The sequence below is a fragment of the Mesobacillus maritimus genome (assembly GCF_019749255.1).
Classification (GTDB): domain Bacteria; phylum Bacillota; class Bacilli; order Bacillales; family Cytobacillaceae; genus Mesobacillus_B; species Mesobacillus_B maritimus_A.
This window is the reverse complement of sequence record NZ_JACWFH010000026.1, coordinates 36486-59998: the sequence shown is the minus strand read 5'-3', so window position 1 is coordinate 59998 and position 23513 is coordinate 36486. Positions and strand designations below refer to the sequence as shown.

General features: G+C 33.0%; 16 protein-coding genes and 1 pseudogene. 8 read left to right on the top strand and 9 right to left on the bottom strand.

Annotated features, from left to right (window positions below; genetic code table 11):
• Window positions 1-160: 160 nt before the first annotated feature.
• On the bottom strand, window positions 161-3334 hold the full coding sequence (locus H0185_RS18260) for a DEAD/DEAH box helicase (RefSeq protein WP_221874925.1): 3174 nt from the start codon (window positions 3332-3334) through the stop codon (window positions 161-163).
• 83 nt (window positions 3335-3417) lie between these two features.
• On the opposite strand from H0185_RS18260, the pseudogene H0185_RS24090 reads away from it, so the two are divergent.
• Window positions 3418-4491, top strand: a pseudogene (locus H0185_RS24090) (YaaC family protein).
• Between the two features lie 42 nt (window positions 4492-4533).
• Here the strand turns inward: H0185_RS24090 and pglZ are convergent.
• The 6 genes from pglZ to H0185_RS18220 all read right to left on the bottom strand — a co-directional run bounded on the left by pglZ (window position 4534) and on the right by H0185_RS18220 (window position 16177).
• Window positions 4534-7044: a BREX-1 system phosphatase PglZ type A gene (gene pglZ, locus H0185_RS18245; RefSeq protein WP_221874923.1), complete on the bottom strand. Its 2511-nt coding sequence runs from the start codon at window positions 7042-7044 to the stop codon at window positions 4534-4536.
• A gap of 89 nt (window positions 7045-7133) precedes the next feature.
• Window positions 7134-10661, bottom strand: coding sequence for a BREX-1 system adenine-specific DNA-methyltransferase PglX (gene pglX / locus H0185_RS18240; protein WP_221874922.1), 3528 nt, complete (start codon window positions 10659-10661; stop codon window positions 7134-7136).
• 47 nt (window positions 10662-10708) lie between these two features.
• Entirely contained in the window at window positions 10709-14287 is a 3579-nt protein-coding gene (gene brxC / locus H0185_RS18235; protein ID WP_221874921.1) for a BREX system P-loop protein BrxC, read from the bottom strand.
• Window positions 14288-14299: 12 nt separating this feature from the next.
• Window positions 14300-14842, bottom strand: a complete 543-nt coding sequence (locus H0185_RS18230) for a BREX protein BrxB domain-containing protein (protein ID WP_221874920.1) — start codon at window positions 14840-14842, stop codon at window positions 14300-14302.
• Window positions 14843-14844: 2 nt separating this feature from the next.
• Window positions 14845-15441 carry a BrxA family protein gene (locus H0185_RS18225; protein ID WP_221874919.1) on the bottom strand — a complete coding sequence of 199 codons (597 nt, stop codon included), beginning with the start codon at window positions 15439-15441 and terminating at the stop codon, window positions 14845-14847.
• A 154-nt stretch (window positions 15442-15595) separates the two neighbouring features.
• A complete protein-coding gene (locus tag H0185_RS18220; RefSeq protein ID WP_221874918.1) occupies window positions 15596-16177 on the bottom strand; it encodes a recombinase family protein in 582 nt (193 codons plus the stop codon).
• 293 nt (window positions 16178-16470) lie between these two features.
• On the opposite strand from H0185_RS18220, the gene H0185_RS18215 reads away from it, so the two are divergent.
• From H0185_RS18215 to dnaB, 3 genes are read left to right on the top strand one after another with little or no spacing between them, the layout of a single operon-like run.
• On the top strand, window positions 16471-16995 hold the full coding sequence (locus H0185_RS18215; protein ID WP_221874917.1) for a hypothetical protein: 525 nt from the start codon (window positions 16471-16473) through the stop codon (window positions 16993-16995).
• Window positions 16988-17248 carry a replicative helicase loader/inhibitor gene (locus tag H0185_RS18210; RefSeq protein ID WP_221874916.1) on the top strand — a complete coding sequence of 87 codons (261 nt, stop codon included), beginning with the start codon at window positions 16988-16990 and terminating at the stop codon, window positions 17246-17248. Before H0185_RS18215 ends, H0185_RS18210 begins: the two co-directional genes overlap by 8 nt.
• The gene (gene dnaB / locus H0185_RS18205) at window positions 17238-18539 is read left to right on the top strand and encodes a replicative DNA helicase (protein WP_221874915.1); all 1302 of its coding nucleotides are present in this window, start codon (window positions 17238-17240) and stop codon (window positions 18537-18539) included. The genes H0185_RS18210 and dnaB overlap by 11 nt, the downstream gene beginning before the upstream one ends.
• Window positions 18540-18581: 42 nt before the next feature.
• Here the strand turns inward: dnaB and H0185_RS18200 are convergent, their stop codons facing one another.
• Complete coding sequence (locus tag H0185_RS18200) at window positions 18582-19058, bottom strand: hypothetical protein (protein WP_221874914.1); 477 nt, start codon at window positions 19056-19058, stop codon at window positions 18582-18584.
• A 327-nt stretch (window positions 19059-19385) separates the two neighbouring features.
• Here H0185_RS18200 and H0185_RS18195 point away from each other — a divergent pair, with 327 nt between their 5' ends.
• Both H0185_RS18195 and H0185_RS24575 read left to right on the top strand, forming a co-directional pair.
• Window positions 19386-21476, top strand: coding sequence for a hypothetical protein (locus H0185_RS18195; protein WP_221874913.1), 2091 nt, complete (start codon window positions 19386-19388; stop codon window positions 21474-21476).
• 5 nt (window positions 21477-21481) lie between these two features.
• Window positions 21482-21748 (top strand): helix-turn-helix domain-containing protein, encoded by a 267-nt coding sequence (locus tag H0185_RS24575; protein WP_221874912.1) that lies wholly within the window; start codon window positions 21482-21484, stop codon window positions 21746-21748.
• 355 nt (window positions 21749-22103) lie between these two features.
• Here the strand turns inward: H0185_RS24575 and H0185_RS18185 are convergent, their stop codons facing one another.
• On the bottom strand, window positions 22104-22355 hold the full coding sequence (locus tag H0185_RS18185) for a helix-turn-helix domain-containing protein (protein ID WP_221874911.1): 252 nt from the start codon (window positions 22353-22355) through the stop codon (window positions 22104-22106).
• Window positions 22356-22813: 458 nt separating this feature from the next.
• Between H0185_RS18185 and H0185_RS18180 the strand changes: the two genes are divergently transcribed.
• Complete coding sequence (locus H0185_RS18180) at window positions 22814-23008, top strand: helix-turn-helix domain-containing protein (protein ID WP_221874910.1); 195 nt, start codon at window positions 22814-22816, stop codon at window positions 23006-23008.
• A gap of 79 nt (window positions 23009-23087) precedes the next feature.
• Window positions 23088-23312, top strand: a complete 225-nt coding sequence (locus H0185_RS18175) for an Arm DNA-binding domain-containing protein (protein WP_221874909.1) — start codon at window positions 23088-23090, stop codon at window positions 23310-23312.
• Window positions 23313-23513 lie beyond the last annotated feature (201 nt).

The following is a 23513-nucleotide window of genomic DNA, read 5'->3' as shown; positions in this document are numbered from 1 at the left end:
TTAAAAGTAAAGAAACATAATTAATTTTTACAAGCTTAATTATGTTTCTTTTCTCGTAACCTTATAAAAAAAAGAGTGCGATAATGGTAATTTTCGCACTCTTAATCTAATTTCCAATTTACCAGCATTAATTCGATAATATTATTTACTTTCTCTCAAACTACATTCCAATGATTTGTTCCATTTTCAATTCTTCAACAATTTTATTTTGATTTACCACATAAACATATACAGATCCATTTAATTCTTGGTAATCATTTAATTCCACTTGTTGTGAAAGCAAATCTATAGACGGTGTTAGTAAAATAAATCGTGTATTGCCCTCTGCTTCTTCACTCGTGAAATCGACTAAGCCAAATGCATTCTTAACACGGATATTTAATCGTCCATTTTGATATTCATAGTCTTTTACAACTTCTATAAAATCTTTTGGAATAACACGTGCTGCACTTACAATTGGTTGTACATGAAGTTGTGTAATCGGCTTAATGGACTGTAACTGAATACTTCTTTCTCTTTCAATATTTTCAAGTCGATCTTTACTACGTTCCTCTAAGTCTTCAATTTGAGTATAGGTTTGGTTAATTAATGCGCTATTTTTATTATTTAAGTTATCACTTAGATAATTAGTTACTCTTTCCTGTAGAGTTTGCATTTGTTCATCAAATGAACGACGTAAATAAGTACTCTTTCGATTTAAATAATCATCTCGTTTCATTTGAACAGATTGAAGTATTTTTTTCGCTTGAAGAATAGATTCTTTTTTAAATGATTTATCTTCTGTACCTGCTGTATTGATTAATTCAAATTGCTTTTGGAATAGAAAATACGGATCTACTTGAATGAACTCCCCAGTTTCCCTTTTAGCTAATAACATTAACTCTTGTTCTAATTCTCGTCCTGTACCATCAACTACACTAATACGGCTAATTTCTAATGTTAATGGTTCACTGACATATGTTTTTACTGTACAAATTGGTAAAGCCACTTGTTGCAACTCTTGACTCGCTAATTCCATCGCTAATTTTTTTAACGGATGGTCATTCGGTAATATAGATAACTGTTCTGTTTGTTTATCTGGTCTTAATGTAAACCGTAATGATTCATCAGTTCTTAAAGAATATTTTCGCTTCTTAATTAGTTCACGAATATTTTTAGGGAAACGATCTATTCGAACTGTATTGCCGTCGTTTGAGATATTTACTTTAATACGTGTTTCCTCAAACTGTTTTACTACAAACTCACTATAGACTCGCGACGGCATACTACTAATTGAAATTTCTTGATATGCACGTCTTGCACCCGGTAAATCAAAACTGGAATCATCTAAGCGTTCTTGTTTAGCTAATTCTAATAATCGTTCATGTTCTTCAGATAATGTTTTTTCCATTTGTGCAATCAGCTCATCTAAATTTTCACGGCCGCTAATCGCTTCTTCCATTAAGTGCGATAAATCAATATTGTTTTCTTCTAGCACTTCACCAATAAAATCATAGACCTGATCTTGCCCTAAATCTGAGCGCATTTGTTCCATCTTATCAAGTAGACGTATCAATACATCTCCTTCACGTGTATTCTTTGCAACAAGATTAAAGACGAATACTTCATTCTTTTGTCCAATACGATGAATACGTCCCATACGCTGTTCTAAACGATTTGGATTCCACGGAATATCATAGTTAATCATTTGATTACAGAATTGAAGGTTGATAGATTCTCCCCCGGCATCTGTAGCAAGCATAATTTGCACATCATTTCGGAATCGCTCCACTTGTTCACGACGTAGGTCCATCGAAAAATTCCCAACGATTTTTGTGACTTCAGGGACATGCTGTAGGAGCTTTCGTTCAAGGTAATATAAAGTATCTTTTGATTCCGTAAAAATAAGAATCTTTTCTCCTTTGGAAAGCAATCCATCCTGACTGAATAACGTGTTTTCAAGCTCTATATATTTACGCTCAATATCTTGATTTACGAGCATCTCTGCTTTACGAACTAATCCATCTAGAATCTCTATTTCTAACTTTAGTTCCTCTATATCAATAACATCGGTTTCTCCTTCAACTAAAGTCTCTATTTCTTCTTGCTCTTCTGTTGAAAGTTCGTCGTATTCAAATGGCTCAATTGATTTATTGGCCGTTAACTCAGACTCTAATAATTCTTCTAACTTTTCTTTACGTCGTTTTAGGGATAAATAAATAGCATCTAAAGACGAACTTAGGCGACGTTGTAAAATCATCATCGCAAATGCTACATTCGGTTTATTATTTTGTTTTGCTCGATTGAAATGCTCACGTGCATAAGCAGTTACATCTTCATATAGCTCACGTTCGCCATAGCTTAAATCAAATGTAATTGTCGTTGTTGTTCTTTTCGGGAATAACGGTGTACCATCAAAATTTTTCATTGTCTCCTTTAATCGACGAATAACGAAAGGATTACTCTTTTCATATATAGAATCACCACTATTTAAACGTGAAAAAATATCATGGTCTACCAAACTCATTAAATGCCGAAAATTTTCTTTATCTCCTTTATGCGGTGTTGCAGTTAGTAATAAGCAATGCTCAGTGTGACGAAGTAAACTCTCCCCAAGCTGGTAGATTTTCGTACGATTCACTTTACGTTTCTTGACTCCATGCGTATATGCTGCCATTTTATGCGCTTCATCGACGATTACTAAATCAAACTGCGCTTTTAAAATATACGCTTTAATTTCTTCGCGGGAAGCCCAATAAATTGATGCAATTATTTTGTCATGTGATTCGAATGGATTTACCTCACTTGAGCTATTTAATAAACTTCGATTTACAATGGTAAACTCTTCACCAAACTTATCTTTTAGCTCTTCCTGCCATTGTTTCAATACTAGAGGGGGAACTAAAATTAAAATACGCTCTGCTGCTTGTCTTGCAATTAACTCACGTATTAACATTCCTGACATTATCGTTTTCCCTGCTCCCGGATCATCCGCTAATAAATATCGTACTTGAGGTGACTGTAACATGCGGCTATACACTGCTTCAATTTGGTGTGGGAGAGGGATAATCTTTTTGTTTCCTCGCGCACGAGACTTCGAAAATTTATCCTCTGTCTTTAATATGTAATATTGTAAATAGTGTTGCAATCTTTCAGAATTAAATGAACTTTCCTCATCTTGAATATTTTCTAATTGTGCTAGTTGCGCCCTATCTAAATACTGTTCATAATATTTATTTGTTTTACGCCCAATTGATTCAACTAAAAATAAATCATCGTCAATTTCTTCAAAATGCTTAATTTCAACAATTTCCGGCCAGAAAGATCCTTTTATTATTTCTCCGATTTTTAGCATATGTCACCTCTTCTTGATATAAATTCATTTATCCACATTTATGTTATATTATAAGCGTTATATGTCACAATTTGGGGGTTTATATGATAGAAAGCATACGTCCTAGTATAAAAATTAAAAAACATGAAATTGCATTACGAAAAGCAATTATCAATCCTAACTTCACAAACAAAACGGTATTAACTGATTCTACTTGGAGGTATATTGAACTCTTTTTAAAAAAAGGGAAGCAAACTTCAAAAAATCAAATTGCGTTAAATTATTGGAAACAAGCTGAAAACTTTTATGAGGCTACTAAAAATTTAGATATACTATCCAAACCTCTTACTTCGTATTATTGCTTTTTAAATGCTACAAAAGCTCTCTTAACATTTAAAGGTATCAATTTTGATACTAAACATGGAGTCTCTGGTGAGGTCAAAAATGGTCAAATTGTCATCCAAAATGAATATATTAAATTGCATCCTAAAGGGGTCTTATCAGGTTTATGTAATTATTTAAAAGAACCTATTAAAACAATTGGTAGTACACCAGAAACATATAATTTAAAGGAAATACTCTATAATTAAGAGTACATACATAGGGCATATATACTTACTTTTGGACAAGCAGAGCTTTTTGTACCAATCTCTAATCCTAGATTTGTTTTTGATAAAAATGCAAAACAAGGATGGTTAGAGGCACAATTAGAAGAACAATATTCAAACCAAAGGGAATTTGCAAAGTTTAAAACAGGATTCAGCATCGATAAATTTTATTCTCAAGAACAGTTTTATACAATTCGCTTAAATAAAAAGTTTGATTGGGTAGCACCTCGAAATAAACCTACTTCAAAGAGTCTAGAAAGTTTCAATAAATATTACTCAAATCAAAGAAAACGTTTCAGATATATTTATAGTCCAAATCAACTCTGGTATATAAAACGAAAAGACATACAGGGGATAATTGATCGTAATACTTTATCTTTAACTTTTTCTGCAATGCACTGTTTGAGTGAAATGTCTAGGTACGACCCTAACAGACTAGCTAAACATTTAGAAAAATCTTGTGGTTGGTTATTGACTGAATTTATCAATAAATCTATTTATCAATTTATAGATATGATTTCTTCAGAGATTTCTGGAGATGATTTTAGAGTAACAGGTTTTAGGACCTAATGTGATATGGCTCTTTATTCTGAGATTAAAGAGCCATATCTTTCAGTAAAGCGCATTATACATATGAATCGTAAATTCTGTCTCGCGATATGGTGTGACTTTGTCATCCTCTACTGTTAGCATTCTCAGCTCGCAAGTTTTCCCTGTTGGATAATAGTTTTCTACAAGATTAAATGTTAGTTGCTCCGTACGTTCATGGTTTTCTCCCACCATATCAAATGTCCATTCAATTTCATTTGAAATTCGCTCATCATTAAGGTAAAATGCAGCCCGAATTGTACGCGCCTTATATTCCAGTGAAATACTTTGTTCTTGATAAATTGGCACTTGGATACGGAAACCTGTAATTACACGTTTTGGCATAGCTACACTGATTTCAACAGGAACCGCTTGTGAAGTACGACGATAATCAATTAGTGGTATTATTACTTCTTGAGGTGTTGCACCGCCGTGTACAAACTGTAATCCTCCACCACCAATAAAACGGTTTATGCCTTTAGCAATCACTTTTTCAACACCTTCTAATGTTGAAAAATCATCTGGCACATTAATAGCTCCATCATCTATTAGTAGATTATGACCTACAACAAAGCGACGATTCGAATCAATAATTTCACCTTTAACACTCACTACTTTAATATCATTTTCAATTCTTGGATACTGATAAAGGAATCCGTGATCTGCTGTTATAAAAATTCTTTTTGCTTGCCATTTAGATAATTGATCAACAGCAATTGATAATTCTTTTATTGCACGTTCCGCAGCCATATAAGTAGCACGTTCGGATTTTGCAGAATCACCTGTTGCATCCACTACATCATGATATAAATAAACGAGACGCTTTCCTTTAAAATTTTGATCTGCTGTCTCTCTTGACCAATCTAAAAAATCTGTTAAACGATAGGCAACTGCTTTTGGATGAGCTGCTTGTAGAATTTTAGTACGATTTGCTAATCCATTTGTAGGTTGGTCATCTGCTAATACAGTTCCATTTTCATTAATCGATAACACTTTATGGGGTAATAAAGATGCCATACCTAATTGTGTATACGTTGGCATATTTGCAACCAACGGACTGATAGAGGCAACTCCATTCGAACGTAAATTTAACCGAGAAACTAATTCTTCTCCTACCTCATATCGTACTGCATCTGAAATTATCACAAATACGCGTGTTGATTCTTTCTCAAGAATCGGCTGTAAAACTTCTTTATAAAACTTAGCCTGTTTAGGTAATTTTCCTACTTCTGAAGTTTCTAAAAGATAATTAGTCTCTTGAGCAATTTTCAATAAATATTTATTTTCATACCAATTTGTTAATTGCTCAGCTAGTTTTTCTAGCACTTCTTTATTTTCTAATTGTAAAAACCCCGTCATAAAGCGTCTATATGCTTGATCAATTAAGTAAAGTTGACTTGTATATTGGACGTATAAAGGCTCACGAGTATCATATTGTTTCAAGAACATTTTATACTTTGATAAATCAACTGCATCTTTCATTACATTTAACAAACTTCGGATTCGTTCGTTTCGTTTAGCCCAATTCATTTTTGAACGTTTATTCAAAATTTCTTCCCAAGCATCAAAATTGGATGTTTGATGAAGAAGTTCTGCTGTTAGTCTATTTATCAATAAATGATCAATTATCGGGAAAGTTGAAATGTCAGCAAATTGCTCGATTGGCCGTTCGTGTAACACATCAATAATCGAAAATCTTTGTTCGATTTCCTTCATATAGGTCTCTAAGACTTCTACTTCGCTTTCTTTTGTATGTAGCCAGTCATCAATAAATAAAGCACATGCATTGCCGCGTGTTGTTTCATATTTCTTTTGTAATGACTGTTCTTCAAATTGTGCATGACGTTTGAAATGCGCATACAGGACATGTTCCATTAAATACTGCAATGTCAAATCATTAGAATGTAAACCAAAGTATTCCGTGAGAAGCTCCCACATACGTTTCGTGCTAAAGCGTTTTGATATAGCTTTATACGCTTCATTTGAATCTTCTTGTAATCCGCGAACCAATAAATGACGAGTAATTTCTTCCATATTCGCAACCGGTGCGCCGGTTAGCACTGCTAACATTGCATACTCGATTTCACGATCCGTGGCATTGGGTGCTATGACTCTTTTTAATTTATTTTTACGCTCTGTACTTTTAAAAAAGTCTCCATATTTCTTAATTAAAGGTCTTAAAATGGCATCACTTACTTGCAACTGTTCTGCAAGTAAAGCATTAGTATCAGCTTTAAACTCTGTACCGTAAAGCTCCATATCCAGCAAAAAGTTGTCTTCTATCGCTGGTTTTGCAAAATCAGCATATAATAAAAAAGAATTCTTTTTCTTTTCCAACTCGATTTCTAATTTAAGCGTAAAGAAATTATTACGTGTTAATTGGCGGATTTGAATCGGTTGCTCTGCTAATGTTTCTTCTAAATCAGAAACAGTATATTCTCCTTGCTCGTCATACCAAAAAATAACCGTACGCGGCTTATTTTTTTTATATAACTCGTCCTCTATTCGCTCTTTTAACAGTTCAATGACATTCATTGTGTCACCTCATTATGAATATTTACTAATAATTTTAATTATACCTTAATATGAAACAAGCCTCCTTACCAAAGTAAGAAGGCCATGATTTATTTTATCTTCGCTAATACACCTTTGCCACCACGATAGAACTTCTCATAGTTCACTTTCACACCATCGTCTAGATCAATTTCAATTTCTTCGTTAGCTATCTCAGCTAGACGTTTATCAAACTCTCGTAATTCATCCATTTTCTTTTCAAAAGAAGTTTTTTCTGCTGTTAGCTTTTTCTTCTCACTTGCTGATAAGTTTGGGTTCACTAATCGGTTTTCTAAATCTGTAATTTCATTTTGATACTTAGCTTGAATTTCCTGCAAATGCTCGAAACGAATCGTTGCTATTATGTCTGGTTGATAACGATGCATATAAATTAATGTACGAAATCCTTTATACTTACCAGAATCCACTAACCAATAAATCGGACGTTTTTGATACACCTTACAATGATCTTCAAAGAATTCATCCATGAAATAACGTCGTAAACGAGCTTCAGCATCTTCACCTTTTTTCATCCCAAGTGCTTCTGCCAACCATTGCATATTTTCGTCTACTGTATCTGGAGAAAAAGCAACTGCAAGAAAGTTACGTAAACGCAAGATAATATCATTTTCAAAATAAGCTGATTCAGTGAAATGAACCAATCCATATGAATTAGGCTTAATTGAAATATACTTTTTATCATCCCAGTTACCACCCGCAAAAGCTAATCCTTCGACATCTAATGAATATCTACCAACAAGGATGCCAATAAAGTAAGAAATGAAAGATTTTGAAGTATTCATCAAATCAATTACTTCGACAGTAACCTTATTTTCTCTTAAATAACCTTTGACTGTTTCAGGTAAATTAAAATGTCTATAGAAAACTTCATCAATCTTGTTTTCATTACTCTCTAATTTGACTATATACTTATTCCATTCCTCAACATATTTACAATAAGCATCAGAGATACTTTTAGCCTCATATTTTTTTATAAAATGCTTTTTAAATTCCCAAGAAATTTCCTTTGAATCCCAATCATCCTTAGTAATGCTTATATTCTCATTTACTAAAGGTAAAATTAGCTCAATTAAAGTTTGGTCAATAATTGGAGAAGGTAATAAAGAAACAGATCCACTTTGTATAGCAATTGTAGGATTTAATATATTTAAAAAATAATCCGCTATATTAGAATTTAAATATCCTAGGAGTACCAATAAACTTTCTTTCTCTTCTGCAAATAACATCATACCAGCGTCACTAAAAATAAATCCCGGTGGAGTATATCTCAAACCAAAATTAGATGTACTTATTCTTGACCACGTAATTCCTTCTTTAAAATAAAACTTTATATTCTTAATAGTCCTTGTATAAGAATTATATAATTGAGCGGCATAGTTTTTAACTTCAGCCCCATCGTTTTCCCAATTGATAACATAGTCTTGATTACCATACCACTTTCGATAAGTGCCACCTTTATTATACGGAATCCATTTTATATTAAGGTTCTTTACTTCTTCACCAGAAGTAATTCCAATCCCCATTTTTTCAATTGTTACTTCAAACCATTGTCTTAAAAACAAATCATTATTAGATGAAGACATGCCTTGTCTCGGTTTGGAAATATCCCCTATAGAATCATAGACTTTAAAAATATTTCTGATTTCATGATCTGCCCAATAAGCAAAAATACTACCGGGAAAATCCAAGAAATCATTCTGAAAATAAGAAAATACATTTGTTGTATTGCGAATAGATTTAAACTTTATATTTTTCTCATAGGCATTTCCCACCGTTAAATCATAAAATAAACTCTCGAATTTTATATCATTATAATTTCTATGAACAAAAACTGTGGATTGAACAACTTCACCATTAATTTCTTCAAAGGCGTTCGGTCCCAAATGTAACATCGTATCCAACGTAAATGTATACAGATATTTATTTCTCAAAGATTCGAAACTAGGTAAAAACATCCATGAATGTTGATTGATAGACGCATAAAACCCTCTAGATTTTAGATAAAATGTAATCTCCATAAAAGCGGCAAATAAATCATGTTTTGCTTTTGGGTATTTATTCTCAAGAAAATCAGCTAAATTTTTATCCATTTTTCTTGATCCCATATAAGGAGGATTCATCACTACAACATCATATTCATCCCGCATAATTTTCGTTTGCTGAATTAATGCTGGCATAACTTCATTTACAATTTCATGCTGCTCTGCAAAAAATAAATCTTCTACAGGGTTATTTTGAATATGTTCTAACCGTTCCACAAAAAATGTAAAATCTCGTTCTGAAATATTGATTAATGAACCATATGTTTTTGCATTGTGATATTGGTTAAAGAATGCTTTTACTTGGTTATATCGCTCTCCCTTTTCTTCCTGAGCAATATACGCAATCACACTATCTGAAATATGATTCGTTTCTTGAATCGATGCTAAGTTTAACTTAATACCTTCTCGTTCAATACTTCTAAAAAAACGACGCGAATAGGATGCCGCTTTCATCACTACTGCAAATGCGGCTAACTGATATGCTCGGTCATCAATGTCTAATCCATATAAATTGTTTTCTATGATTAATCGTGGAATTTCACGTTCTGGATATCCACACTTTTCATAAATCTGATGGAATACTTCAAACGCATAGACTAAAATATGTCCACTTCCCATTGCTGGATCAAGCAGCTTAATATCCTCTACTCTTAACTCTTTATTCACATATGGAGCAATTTTCTCATGGAAGTCCTCTTCATCATGTTTAATGAAATATTCCCAATTACTAATTAAATCTTCATCTTCTCGATGTGCTTCGGTCCAGTAGCGTCCTAGTGAGTTCTGTACCATATACTGTACTATCCATTTTGGTGTAAAGAGTTGTGTTGCAAAAGGAATTTCCTCTTTTTTATATTTGCTTTTTTGCGCAAATACTCGGTCCTTTTCTTCTGCAATATAATATTGATACAACCAACCAATCACTTCTATTTCTTCAAAACTATTCGTTAATTCATCATTTTGAACAAGTACCTTAATGACTGATTCTGCATCTAGTAAAAAGTCTGGCAGTAAAAGCTCTGTATAATCTTGAATTTGTTCAAATAAGAATGGCAAAATAGTGTTTAATGCATTACATTGTGCAATAAATAGCTTGCGATATGCACCTTCTGTATTCCCTGCATCTAATAATTCACGAATTTCTTCTTGTTTTATTGGTAAATCCATTGTTTCATATTCAAATAAAATATCAGGATCTACTCGTCCTACACTACTTGACAACACATTTACTTTTTCAGGTAAGTAATCATGTACTTCCATATAACGAATGGCAATTATACGGTTAAACCATGTATAGGCAACCTCTTCAACTAACTGCTTATAACCTTTTTGTTTAAGCTGATTTTTTAATGAGTTAAATGCTGGTTCCATATAAAGAGGATATGGCTTATCATTAATCATTAATTGCCCAAATTGTTCTTGAGTTTCTAAACCATTCTTTTCATCAATACCGTACATTAGTGCCTTTGTTTTTACTTGATCGATTAGTTGACGACGTGATTGAATGGCAAAGTTTTTCAATTCCGCTTTATTCACTTTTTCCACCTCATTACAACAATGGAAGGGAAAGCCCCTTCCAATGCCTATAATTCAAATTTTAATGTATTTTCTTTTAGTTCTTTTAATAACTGTGTTCGTAACTCCGCAAGTACAGCATCTAAGTCAGATTGTGTTTCGATGCTTGTATGTGAAATCATGCTTTTTAATTCGCTTGAAGAAATAATTTTTGTTCCTTTTTCACGGACAACCGTAACAGATGTGTCTGGAGTTGGCGGTTTTAATTGTAGTAATTCTTTTTCTTTCCGTTTTGCTTCATCTTGGATTGTTTCTGTTACTGTTCGTAGTTTCGTCAAGTTCATTTGTATCGTGATTAAGCTATTACTATTTAAAATTTCATGTTGTAACATTTTGAAGTTCTGCATTTTATCATTTATTAATTCTGTAATGATTTCATTATTTGAATAATAATCTTTTAAATCATCTATCTTTTTCTCTAATTGTGTAATTTGACTTGCAAGACCTTGTTTTTGCTCTGTTACTTCTTCTCGAATTGCTTGATCAAGTTTTTCAATTAAACTAGGCAATTGCGGAATTTCATTATATGGTGATGCTTTGGTTAAAATGTCGGTAATGTTTTTCTTTAACAGGTTTACCTTTTGTGATTGAGTATAACGTAAATCATTTTGAGCTTTATTTAAAAACGATACTGCTTCATCAAACCGTTCAATTGGTGCTTTTAGATAGAAACCAACTAACTGTTCAATCGCATCTTGCCAATCGTATAAATCATCCTCCGCATCAATAAATGCCTTTACAAGTTGTTCAGGTTCCCGAATTTGTGTTAATCGGAGAATATCAATTTTTAAAGAACTAATTTTTGCTCCTTCAGGATAAGCGAACTCAGAAGATATAGTTTTCTTTCGACGGTCATCAATTGCCTCTAATGGTTGGATAAGATAATTCTTAACTGCAGTTTGAATTGCATTCGCGAACTCTTGATAAGAATCCCCAATATCCATTCGTCCAAAAAGATCTTTATACAATCCAATGAAACCTCGACGCACTTTTGGATCCACTTCAATTTCGGGAATCACACGTATTTTATCTCGCTCGGTTGTTCGAGCAAGTTTTTCATAAAATTGAGGTGAAGTCGTTGGTGTAAAGTGTTCATCTGCAATCATTAACTTTACTTTACCGGACTGCATTAAAGCTAGGACAATGCCAATTGTATCGTAGTCACTCCAGCCATAAGGGACCTGATTATATTTATCAATAAAATCCTTTAACGATGGTTTCTGATGCATACGAATAAGTTCATCTAAATAGCGTAATACTTCGTTATAAGCTTTTACATTACCTGTTTCACCGAGTAAATCATTTGAAATACCTTTCTCAGCTAGGTTTCTCCATTGTTCTTTGAATGTTTTCATTTGAATTGGTTCATCAATGTATTCCAAATACTTATAAGTGTTTTGGATTAACATATCAAAGGCGTCTGATACTTGCTTTTCAAAATTTCCTCGGAATGTACGCTCCTGCATTTGAATGAAGATTGTTGCTTCTTCACAAGCTTTTCGCAATAATTCTTCTGCCTTTATCTCGTAGTCACCAATACTGTCCATTTTCGCGTCATAAATACGATGTTGCGCCTGTGTTGTACTTGGATTACGTTTTAAATGCACATAACGCTTAATTTGTTCAGATATACGAATGGCTTCTTCCGCCTCGGCAATTAATTCCTCATTTAGATAAATAACCATTTGCCCTTCTATTGCCTGTAAAGCAGCTTCTGTAGGGGTTAACCCACCCGTAATGACTTGCATTGTTAACGGATATTTCATATTTGTTTTTGCGTAATTATCAAAACGTTTATTGTAATCAAAAAGCATTCCCTTTTGATAGTTATATTTAGCGTTTGGATACATTTTTTCAAAAAATGTATCGCCTAATTTTTCTTTAATTTTGATAGCATTAACATCAACGTTACGAATTTCTTTATTTATTTCTTGCTCTTCATCTGATAAGAATGAATACGTACCGTCTGCGTGCTTTTCAATAAACATCGTTTGCTCTAAACGGTTTAACGATTCTTTAATTACAAGTTCATTTTTTTCAGACTGAATACTTTCTAATAAAAGTGTTGAAATATTATTGGGTGTTGCTTTAATGTGGTCTATTCCTTTAATCAAATACAATACTTTTAATACATCAACATCATATTCAACAAGACCTTCCGTATTTTTTGCGCGGTTTTCAGCTCTCGAAATCGTCTGTACGATAGCTGATTCTAAATGTTGACGAATCGTTGGATAAAACTCCGCCATCGTTACTAAATTGCCTAACTCTTCTTGGCCATTATAAATCGCTGCTTCTTGGAAAGCTTTTAATAAAGAACGTTCCCCTCTTGAAGCGTAGGAACTTCCTTCACCGTGTATACCAATTTTCTCTAAAACAGCTTGCAATAAATCCACTTGATATGGTACAAATGGATATGTTTCAACAAACTCATTTGTTGAACGATAGCCTGAGCGATATTGTGTTCGATCTTTATCAAAAGAAAGACGATTACGAATTAATTGCTCATTCGGTTCAAAAATGGACTCTAATGTTTTCGACGCAGTTTCTGTCTTTTCTAATAATCGGCGTTTTAAAACTTCGTCTGTATCTGAACTCGATAAATTAATTCGTGTTTCAAATCTTCCTTGAATTTTCGAGAAGTCTTTTGTATTGGCTGCGTTCATATTAGAAACGTCTTTAATTTTTTCCTGAGAAGTAACAGCAATCCATGCTTGTCCCATTGTAGCAGCACCAATTTCTTCAACAGCGTTTTGTAAATCAAGCATAAGGTTATTGTCTGTACCGATATATTGACCAACTTCATCAATTAAAAAGATTAAGCGATAGTCAGAGCCTTTAGATTTACAATATTGTGCAACAAGCTCCCCTAACTGAACCGCTGAAATCGAAAATTCCTTTTGTGCTGATTTTACTAAGAAATCCGCTGTTTCTTGTTCATAGCCAATTTCACAAAGTGCAGCAATAATTTTTGCATATCTCAAGCGGAATTTTGTACGGAAATCTTGCCATTTTTCGTTATACAATTCTTCAATTTTCGAACAGAGAGCATCGTATTTTTGGTCACTTGCCAATTGTCGTTCAAAATCTGCTACCCACAGAGTATTTGAATAACCTAAATGTTCATTAAAAATACGTAAGATAATTTCGATTATACTTTCTTTCGTTCCACGTGCTGCGCTAGCACCAGCTTCAGATCCTACATTAAATAACAATGCATCTGAAGGTTTAGATTCTATCCGAGACATTGCATCTAAAAGTGCGGTATTAGAAACTTTATCTTTAAAGTATTCAAATGGAGTTTTTCCCCCGGCTTCTTTACCGTCCAATAAGTAAGATAAAATTTTAAGGAAATGTGATTTACCGGAACCGAAGAAACCAGAAATCCACACACCCACATTTTTCGTTGGTGTTGAATACGCCTTCTCATAATTTTTATAAAATCCTTTTAAGCTATCTAAGATTTCTGTTGTTACAACGTATTCTTCTAATTCTGTTTGTATTGTTTTTTCATCAATTTGACCTGCTTGCACAACACCATTTATTGGTCGGTCAATTTTCTTCTCAAAAATCTCTTTAATAATCATTGTTCCTACTCCTTATGAAATCCTTGTAATTTGGTATTCATCTTCATGTCGGAATTTGTTAAATAGACGTAAATCTACTCCTGAAAAATAACCCGGATAAAATAATATAAGCGGTGTTCTAAATGCATGGTTAGATAGTTTTTTAAGTAAATGACTTGAGCGAATAAATGGATGTACTGTTCCTACACCTGTTATAAAAATCAATTCCACGTTATTCGCTTTTTCAATGAATGCGTTCACCAACAAATCTTGATCTTCTAAAACAGTTTGAATAGCTTGAGAAAGCTCCACATAGCCTTCTTCTTCAGCAATAGTGATTAGTTCTTCTAAATCATCTTCAAATAAGCTAATAAGGAATTCAAAAAGATTGATTTCTTTTATATTTAATGAAGTTCTTTTTAATAATCCTTCAACATATGTACGTACTGTTAATTCATCTTCAGCCGGATAATCAAAAACAAAATGTGGAATTTCACTGCCAATCCCTTTTGGTGTCGTAAAACCTTCTTCATTTATACGTTCTTCCAATTGTTCTAATCGTTTATATATGGTCACTCTTAACCACCTGCCTTTAATGTTATTAATGCTTTTAACAAAGTGTCCTGTTCTTCAGCATACTGTTTAAGAGCTTGACTCACATGTAAAGGAGAGACTTTATACTCATCTTCCAATAATTCAATCATACCACTTTCTCTGTAAAATAATAGAAGTGTACTATTGATTTTCTGTTTTGTAGCTATATGCCAATTTGCGATTTTCTCTGATTGTTGTTCCTTTTCTTCCATGTAAAAACTCATATCTGAAACCTTTAAAGTTCCATTCTTATGTTGATATCGATAAACAATCAATTCATAGAAATTTTCGTAAGCATATCGATAACATTTAAGGAAGCTATATAATAACAGTACTTTTTGATCAGCATTGGTGCCATTAAAATAGTAATCAGATAATGTTGGATATAATGTCTTTGCTCTGCGATAAACGATTTGAAACCTTTTACTAATCGCCGATTCACTTCTTAACAAGAAAACATTATCCTCAATTACTTTGTTTCTTGTTTCTTTGCGGCTAAAACCTTTGTGAAGTTGGTCTAAAACATATTCAATTTCCTGTTGGAACCATCCTTCGCTCGTAAAACCAGCTGAATATTCCATTAAAAATCCCTCGCTTCAAAATCACTCGGTAAATCGTATCTATCATTTGCATTTTACATGAATTGACTTATTATTTAATAAGCAAATCAAGCGGAAGTTCTCACTTCTTAACTTGTTTATATTAAATTTGTTTACACCTGTACAATAGTACTTTTTAGATAAGTTCCTTTTCAATAATTTTCTCTGCCCTTTTTTTCTTGTTAGCTCGTACAAGCGTAGATACTGAAATACCTGTCATATCTTCAACTTGCTTATATGAATGATTTTCTAGTAATGATAAGGCATGATTAATTTGCTGCCTTGAAAATTTTTTGGGCCTTCCCTCTCGGAAATCAGGATTCTGCTTGGCCAACATTTTTCCTTCTTGGGTTCGTTCTACAATCATATCTCTTTCAAACTCAGCAAAGGCTGAAAAAATCGTAAAAATTAGACGACCGGTTGGTGTATTTTCAATAATGCCCATATTTAGTACATGGACCTTAATATTCCTATTAAATAAATCTTTAATGATTTCTAGAGCATCTTGTGTACTTCGAGCAAAGCGGTCTAATTTTGTAACCACCAATGTGTCTCCTTCTTGCAAGAGATTAATTAAATTTTGAAATTCTTCCCGCTTTTTATTTGTACCAGTATATTTTTCAGAAAAAATTTGATCGCAGTTTTCCTTTTCTAATTGTTGCAGCTGTACTTCTAAATCCTGATGGGTTGTACTTACCCTCGCGTAGCCATATTTCATATAAACCACCTCTTTACACCAGTTTGCACTTACTATTGAACATAAGTATTGATTATACCTAACACCTTTATTTTACAGTACGTACTATACATGTTCAATACTCTGAAGTTTTGACAAAAATTCAGATACTTGAATATCTAGTACCGACTTAGTAGATTTGTATCCTCATAGATTTTCTTTGAAAAAATTAAATAAATTTTATCCTTTCTCTAGAAATATAAAAATCCCAAGATATTATGATATCCGAATTGGCCAATTCATTTAATCTTTATTAAGGAAAGGAAATTAAAAAAATGCAAGGTTATATCAAACTTTATCGTGAAATTTTACAAAGTCCAATTTGGCAGGACCCACCTAAGCTCCGCCTATGGCTTTTGTGTTTAATGAAAGCAAATCATAAGCAAGCTGAACTTTTAATTGAAAACCAAGTAATTAATCTATCAGCCGGACAATTTCTGACAGGTCGTCTTTCACTAGAAGCTGAATACAATCGAAATATTCCTAAAAAATATTTCGTTTCTGGAAAGACACTATGGCGTTGGCTAAAACTTTTGGAATCAAAGGGAGCGGTTTCTATTACATCCACCAATAAATATAGCATTGTCACAATATTGAACTGGGATAAATATCAAAGAAGTGACCAACCGTTGTCCAGCAACAGTTCAGGCATTAACCAACAATTGGCCACAAACAATAATGATAAGAATGTTAATAATGATAAGCAAATCTATCAGACTAGTAAAAAACACTCTAATCTAACCATTCTTGATAGTTTATTAAACCAGAACTCAATCGAAAAGGAGACTCAACATGACTAAAGATCAGGCTATTTCTATTATCCGCAGTATAACAATCGCATACCCTAATTTTGAGATGAATCAAGAAAAATTGTTATTCTGGCTTAATCATTTGGTGACAATGCCATTTGATGCTGTCCAGCAAAATCTACACACATATATTCGAACTAGCTCTTTTCCTCCAACAATCAGTCAAATTGCTGTTCAGGAAAAGGCTCGGAACGATTTTCTGAAACAACTTGAAGAACGGAGACGTATGTTAAATGCAGAATAACCATAATGATGTTTATAATATTGAGGCAGAACAAGTGGTTCTTGGCTGCATCTTACAAAAACCCGAATTAATTAAAGATACTACTGTAAAATCTGAGGAATTTTCTTGGGAAAAACATCAAACTATTTTTAAGGCTATGAAAGAATTAGACAAAGATGATGAACCAATAGATTATGTAACGTTGGTTTCAAAATTAGGTAATATTACAACAGAGCAAATCGGAGGTGTGAGCTATCTCCTGCAATTAGGGGAAGCTGTTCCTAGTGTTGAACCTTTCCACTTTTATGAAGGTCTGGTCAAAAAGGCTTTTAAAATTAGAAAGGCATTACAAATTCTTAAATCCTTTGAATTTACTCCAAGTGAAGAAAGCCTTTATCACACTCTAAAACTATTAAACGAGTTAACAGATGAAGGTGGAGATATTTCGGGAGTCTCGAAACAAGATGTCCTAATGGAAATATATGATGAACTTTCAAATAAAAACGAAGGATTAAGTGGAATTGATACAGGTTTTTTAGATTTAAATTTAATGACGGATGGATTTCAAAAAGGAGACTTAATTATACTCGCTGCTCGACCGTCTGTAGGAAAAACAGCTCTTGCTTTAAACTTTGCAATAAATGCTTGCAAAAAGAATACTAAAGTGATTTTTTTCTCGTTTGAAATGCCCCAAAAGCAACTACTCTATCGAATACTAAGTTCAATGGCAGGCATTAATTCCATGTTTTTACGTCAAAATCAAATGACAGATGAAGAAATGGACCGTGCGGCACACGTTACAGGAATTATTGATAAATGGGACTTAGTTATAGACGATTATCCGGGTCAAACTACTTTTGACATCAATTTAAAGATTAGAAGGGAAATAAGAAAAACTAAAGAAAATCCTAGTTTGGTTATCATTGATTATTTACAACTAATAAAGACAGATAACAGCTACGATAGACACGACTTAAAAATCGCAGCGATAACAAGAGAACTAAAGATAATGGCAAAAGAGCTTAACGTACCTATCATTCTATTAAGTCAGCTTAATCGGAATGTTGAACAACGGGCAGACAAACGTCCTTATATGAGTGATTTACGAGATTCAGGGAGCATTGAACAAGACGCTGATGTAATCCTTTTGCTACATCGTGATGATTACTATAACAACAACAGTGATCAAAAAAACAAAATCGAAATTAATATAGCAAAGCAACGAAATGGTCCAGTCGGTCCCGTTGATTTACTATTTGTCAAAGAAACAGGAACATTTCTTGATTTGTCCAAAATGAAAGTCAGTGGTTAATTTCATATAAGATTAATTTGGGTCTGTGTTAAGTTTTACTTATCATAGACCTTGATTTATTTTATAAAATAATTGTAGTCTGTCCTCGTTTGAGAAATTTTTAATCAGGTCAGTTATGGCCTCCGTAGTCAACCATCTGCTCTCAACTAGATAAAATCTTCTAATGTTATTAGAAACTTTATCATCTAAGCTTTCCTGTTTAATGCCTGCTTCAAGAAACAGATTAATTACTTCATTAATAACTTCATCAGTAATTTTTGCTTCTTCTTTTTTCAGTTCTTCCTCAATTTCTCTCCAATAATCTTCAAGGAATAATTCCCACTTATCATCTTCTAGAAAAAATAAATCTAAATATGTACCTCTATTAGAATCAATTTCTTTTTTTCCGTAATTATCATTCAGAAGCGAATACTGAGACTGCAAATTAGAAATTAATTGGTTAAAGCGAACGTCGTGCTGCTGCTCCCAAATCTTTTGTAGCAAGGAAATGATTCTTGGAATTCTTCTGCGGTCCCTCATTTTAGTTTACTCCTTCTGTTTTTAACTAGATTAATTTGCTATTAGTTAGTTTATCGTATGAAGTTGTTCAATTAAAGAAATTCTAGATAATTTTTTCAATCTATTTTTCTAGGTTGTTCGAATGCAGCAATTATGTAGCTATAATGTTTAAAAACATCAAATGAACAAGTTTGATGAAACACACATTGCTCACATACTGCAACACATTAACTCCTAATAACCATCATTTCGACATCCTATTTTGTTATAGAATGTGTGTTTTGTGTGTATGTATGTTTTTATCCAAAAATGGATAGATTGATAAAATACGATAGAAAGGATAAAAAAATGGAAAACTTAACTTTATTAACGCGAAATCAAGCTGCTAAGTTAAGCGGAATTTCAGGGAAATGTTTCAATTATCTGGTACAGCAAACACCTTTTGTTCAATATCTTGTCAAGGATGAATCGAACTATTTCGTACAACCAGAGGCCATTCCACTCATTCAAGAATATTACTCAGAACATAATGAGGCATATCACTTTTACAATAATAGTCCTGAATATATAGCTGCTTATCATGTGGCAAGAATGTTAAATCTATCATTTCGTGAATTAGTAGAACAGATTCGAAGAGGTAATTGGGAAGGAAAATACGTCGAAATCCCTAAATGCGCTCCCCCACCTCCTGATCTATTAGATATTAGAATGAATTACTTTTTTATTCGTTCAGCTGTACTTGAAAATAGATTTAACACTATTGAACAGATTGGGAAAAATACGAATCTTGTTTCACTCTCGCAATTACGGCAATACCAGCGAGCTGGACTACTTCCTCAACCAGCTCATTTACTGGGAACCAATTTATACGATGAAACAGAAATAATAACGTTACTTCCATCACTAAAAGTTCAGGTCAAAGAGAGTTTTTCTGAATTTGTTGGCGAGAACCTGAAAAGTGCATTTGATTTATTAAACCAAAAACAACAAGAGCTTCTTAGAAAATACTTGCGCTTTAGAGAAAATGGCGGAGTAATAGATTACAATGGATATCGCTCCGCTCCGCAAATTGCGAATAAAGATGAAATGATTGAAGTAATGAAAAGAACTATTAGTTCTGCATTTGTATTAATAATCGCTGGACGATGTGGGATTGAAGATGATTTTCACAAAAATCCTTTCCAAAGAATTCAACTACCTGATGGTTTCAATCCGGATGTGTTTGATATCTATAAAGTAACAAAAGATGATTACTTGTTTCTCTCTACGAAGCGAAAAGGAAAGACGTTAATAAATTACTATCAGCAATTAAGGCCCTTCTATTACTATCTATTAGATTCTATGGAAGAAGATGCAATGGATGATGAAGATGAATTTAGAAAGTTTACCCGTATTAAGAGGCGCATTATGAAGTTCCTTCAACAATTCCCTAGAAAAGATAGTGAACTTAATAAAGCAGATGTGAATACCAGAACAAAAACGTTTTTGACCAGAGAACAAATGGTGTTAATCAAACATTATTTGTTAGAAGATCTACGAGCTAGAGACCCATTGAAAAATGCGACAATGTGGCAACTATCATGTACGACGGGTATACGACCTGAAGAGCTTCATAAACTAAAAATTGAACATTTCCAATTGGACTATGATGGCTATCTTAAAACCGATGAAAAGGGTTGGGGAATATTAAGGTTACCTGCCTCTATTTCAAAACAAGAAAACAGTCCTTCTCACCCAGACTATCATACTCCTATTCCACCTGATACCGTGAAACAACTAAATCAATTTCTATCTTTTATCTATAGAAAGCAAGACCAAAGTTTTCCTAAAGGGAAAGGGTTTCTATTTAGGCCGGACTATGCTCTACCAGAATATCAGTATAAAAAGCCAATGACATTCGGATTTATTAACCGTTTACGTCAACAACTTGATTTTCTAGATGACGTAAGAAAACAAGATTTTATCTTTAAAGCTTCAAGGCATTCTTTAAACAACATTATTATGCGTACCTTTATCAGAGATGATATTTCCTTAAATGACTTAGCAAAGAGAACAGCTGCAGATCATCAATTACGGCACAAACCGACTCGCTCTGTGGGGGAAGAATATTACCTTTCTGAGATTTCCAAGGAACAATATTATCAAGTACTTGATGCAACCATCAATTTCCCTTGGGATCTTGAAAAGTTAAAAGTGTGGGAAGAAGAAAGAGGGTATAGAGTAGGAACGATGATTCTTGAGGTTGAATCGTTTACAGATAACCTTGATGAAGAGAACCCCGAAAGAAATGATCTTCAAGAACAACTATTAAAAATTGACAGCGAACTAATACAAATTCAACAGAAGCCTAAAGGTATGACTGAACAACAGTGGATTTCTAAACGCCAAAGTTTGATTGCTAGTAAGAAAAAAATTATTACAACTTTGAAAGGAGTATAAAAAGGATGCAGCACTTACACCAAGAAAACGACTACGATGAATTAAAAAGATTCTCTGTTATCCATGCCATCGACAACGATGTAATTCTCAGCCCAAGTAATATCGCTAGACTGATAGGAGTACACGAAGAAACGGTAAGAAGATGGTGCAGAAGCGGACATTTGAAATGCCTCAGTCCCTTTGGTCGTTACAAAATTCGTGGATCAGATTTTAAATCATTCGTTATGCAATGGTATTCCATTAAAAATCAAAAACACCGTACCGGCCATTAATGGCTATACGGTGTTTTTTTCATAGTATTTGATAAGTTCTTTTACTTTCTGTTCTAAAAGTACCAATCTATTTTCTTCGGGATACTTATTTGATAATCGATCTAACATCCTGAAGATAGATTGCTTCTCTTTATTTGGTACATATATTTCTCCAAATGTATTGTGTTTTGCAAAATTAATAAGTGTAACTAGATTGCCACTTTCGCTACAGATACGACATTTCCACTCAGATGTTCTACTATTCATTGCAGCTTTTCCATGACAATATATACAAGCAAACTCAATTGTCTGTGATTTTGAGTGATAAATATAATTTACCTTATTCGACTTAAAAAAAGACAAATATACATATTCCTTACTCATTCAACATCTGTTCCCATCTTCGTTTGATTTTAGCCTTTCTCATAAATTCCTTAAAATCAGATCCTACGACAATATACTTACCGGCGAAGTTGTAGCTTGGTAGTTTACCAGTTCGACACCATCGTCTTACACTTTCTGTATGCATATTTACCAGCTTTGCAATATCTTCAGCATGAAGTACTGCATCATCCTGCACATCAAAAATCTTATGAATCGTATCGGTTGGCTGTTCCATCTTACTCATCTTATCTCCCTACTTTAGAATGTTTTTTAACATTCTAAACACAACAAACAACATTTATACCCTCTGTAATATTATTTGTTCACTACAATTCTAGTTTCACAGTTTATTCCGAGGCCCTTATTTTATAAAAAACAAACCCATATATAAAGGAAAATAAAATTTTTTACTTAAACCTCTTAGAATAGAAAAAATCAAACGCTATAATATTTCAGAATTAATCGATTGATTCATAAAACATTGATTTTAATTAAACAAAAACTAATAACGGAGAACTAATTAAAATGCAAAAAACATCGAGGATTTTCAGAGGAAGATATTGCATTTACCTTTTTATAATTTTTTTAGTTAAACCTCTTCGAATAGAAAAAAACAGACGCTATAATATCTCAGAATTAATCGATTGATTCATAAAACATTGATTTTATTTAAACTAAAATTACTAAAGGAGAATTAATAAAATGCAAAAAAACATCGAGGATTACCCATTTATGCTTACTGCTGAACACTTGGCTGAAATTTTAACGGTGTCAAAACCTACAGCTTATGAAATTATGAATTTAGTTTCATTCCCGCTTATTAAAATTGGTCGTAGTAAGCGCGTATTGAAGTCAGAGTTTTTCAGTTGGCTTCAAGCACAGCAACAAAACAAATAAATTTAAATGGCAAGTGGTTTTACACTAATAGCCACTTGCAAGAACTACTAAACTTATAAAATAAACGGAGGAATTGATTATGAAAGGATATATTATTAAACGAGGATTAACTTGGACATTTCAGTTGGATATTGGTAAAGATCCAATTACAGGCAAGCGCTTGCGAAAGTCAGTTGGAGGATTTAAAACTAAAAAAGAATGTGAAAATGCTCTGCAACAACTTCTTTTAGACATTCAAAATTTTAATACTACCGGAGGAATTGATGAACGTTTCTCATCTATTGTACAAAACAGTTCTCTATAAAACATCATTCAATATAAAGTAAATCAACACTGAGGAAATAAAGAGAATTTTAACACTATATTAAAATTCTCTTAGATTATAAAAGAAAGGTAGTCGTTGATTTCAATAATAAATGCAGTGTGCTTTCGGGTTCAAAAACACACTGCATTTTCTTATATTACGACTTAGCTTCTATTGACAAGATTCTTATATGCTAATTGT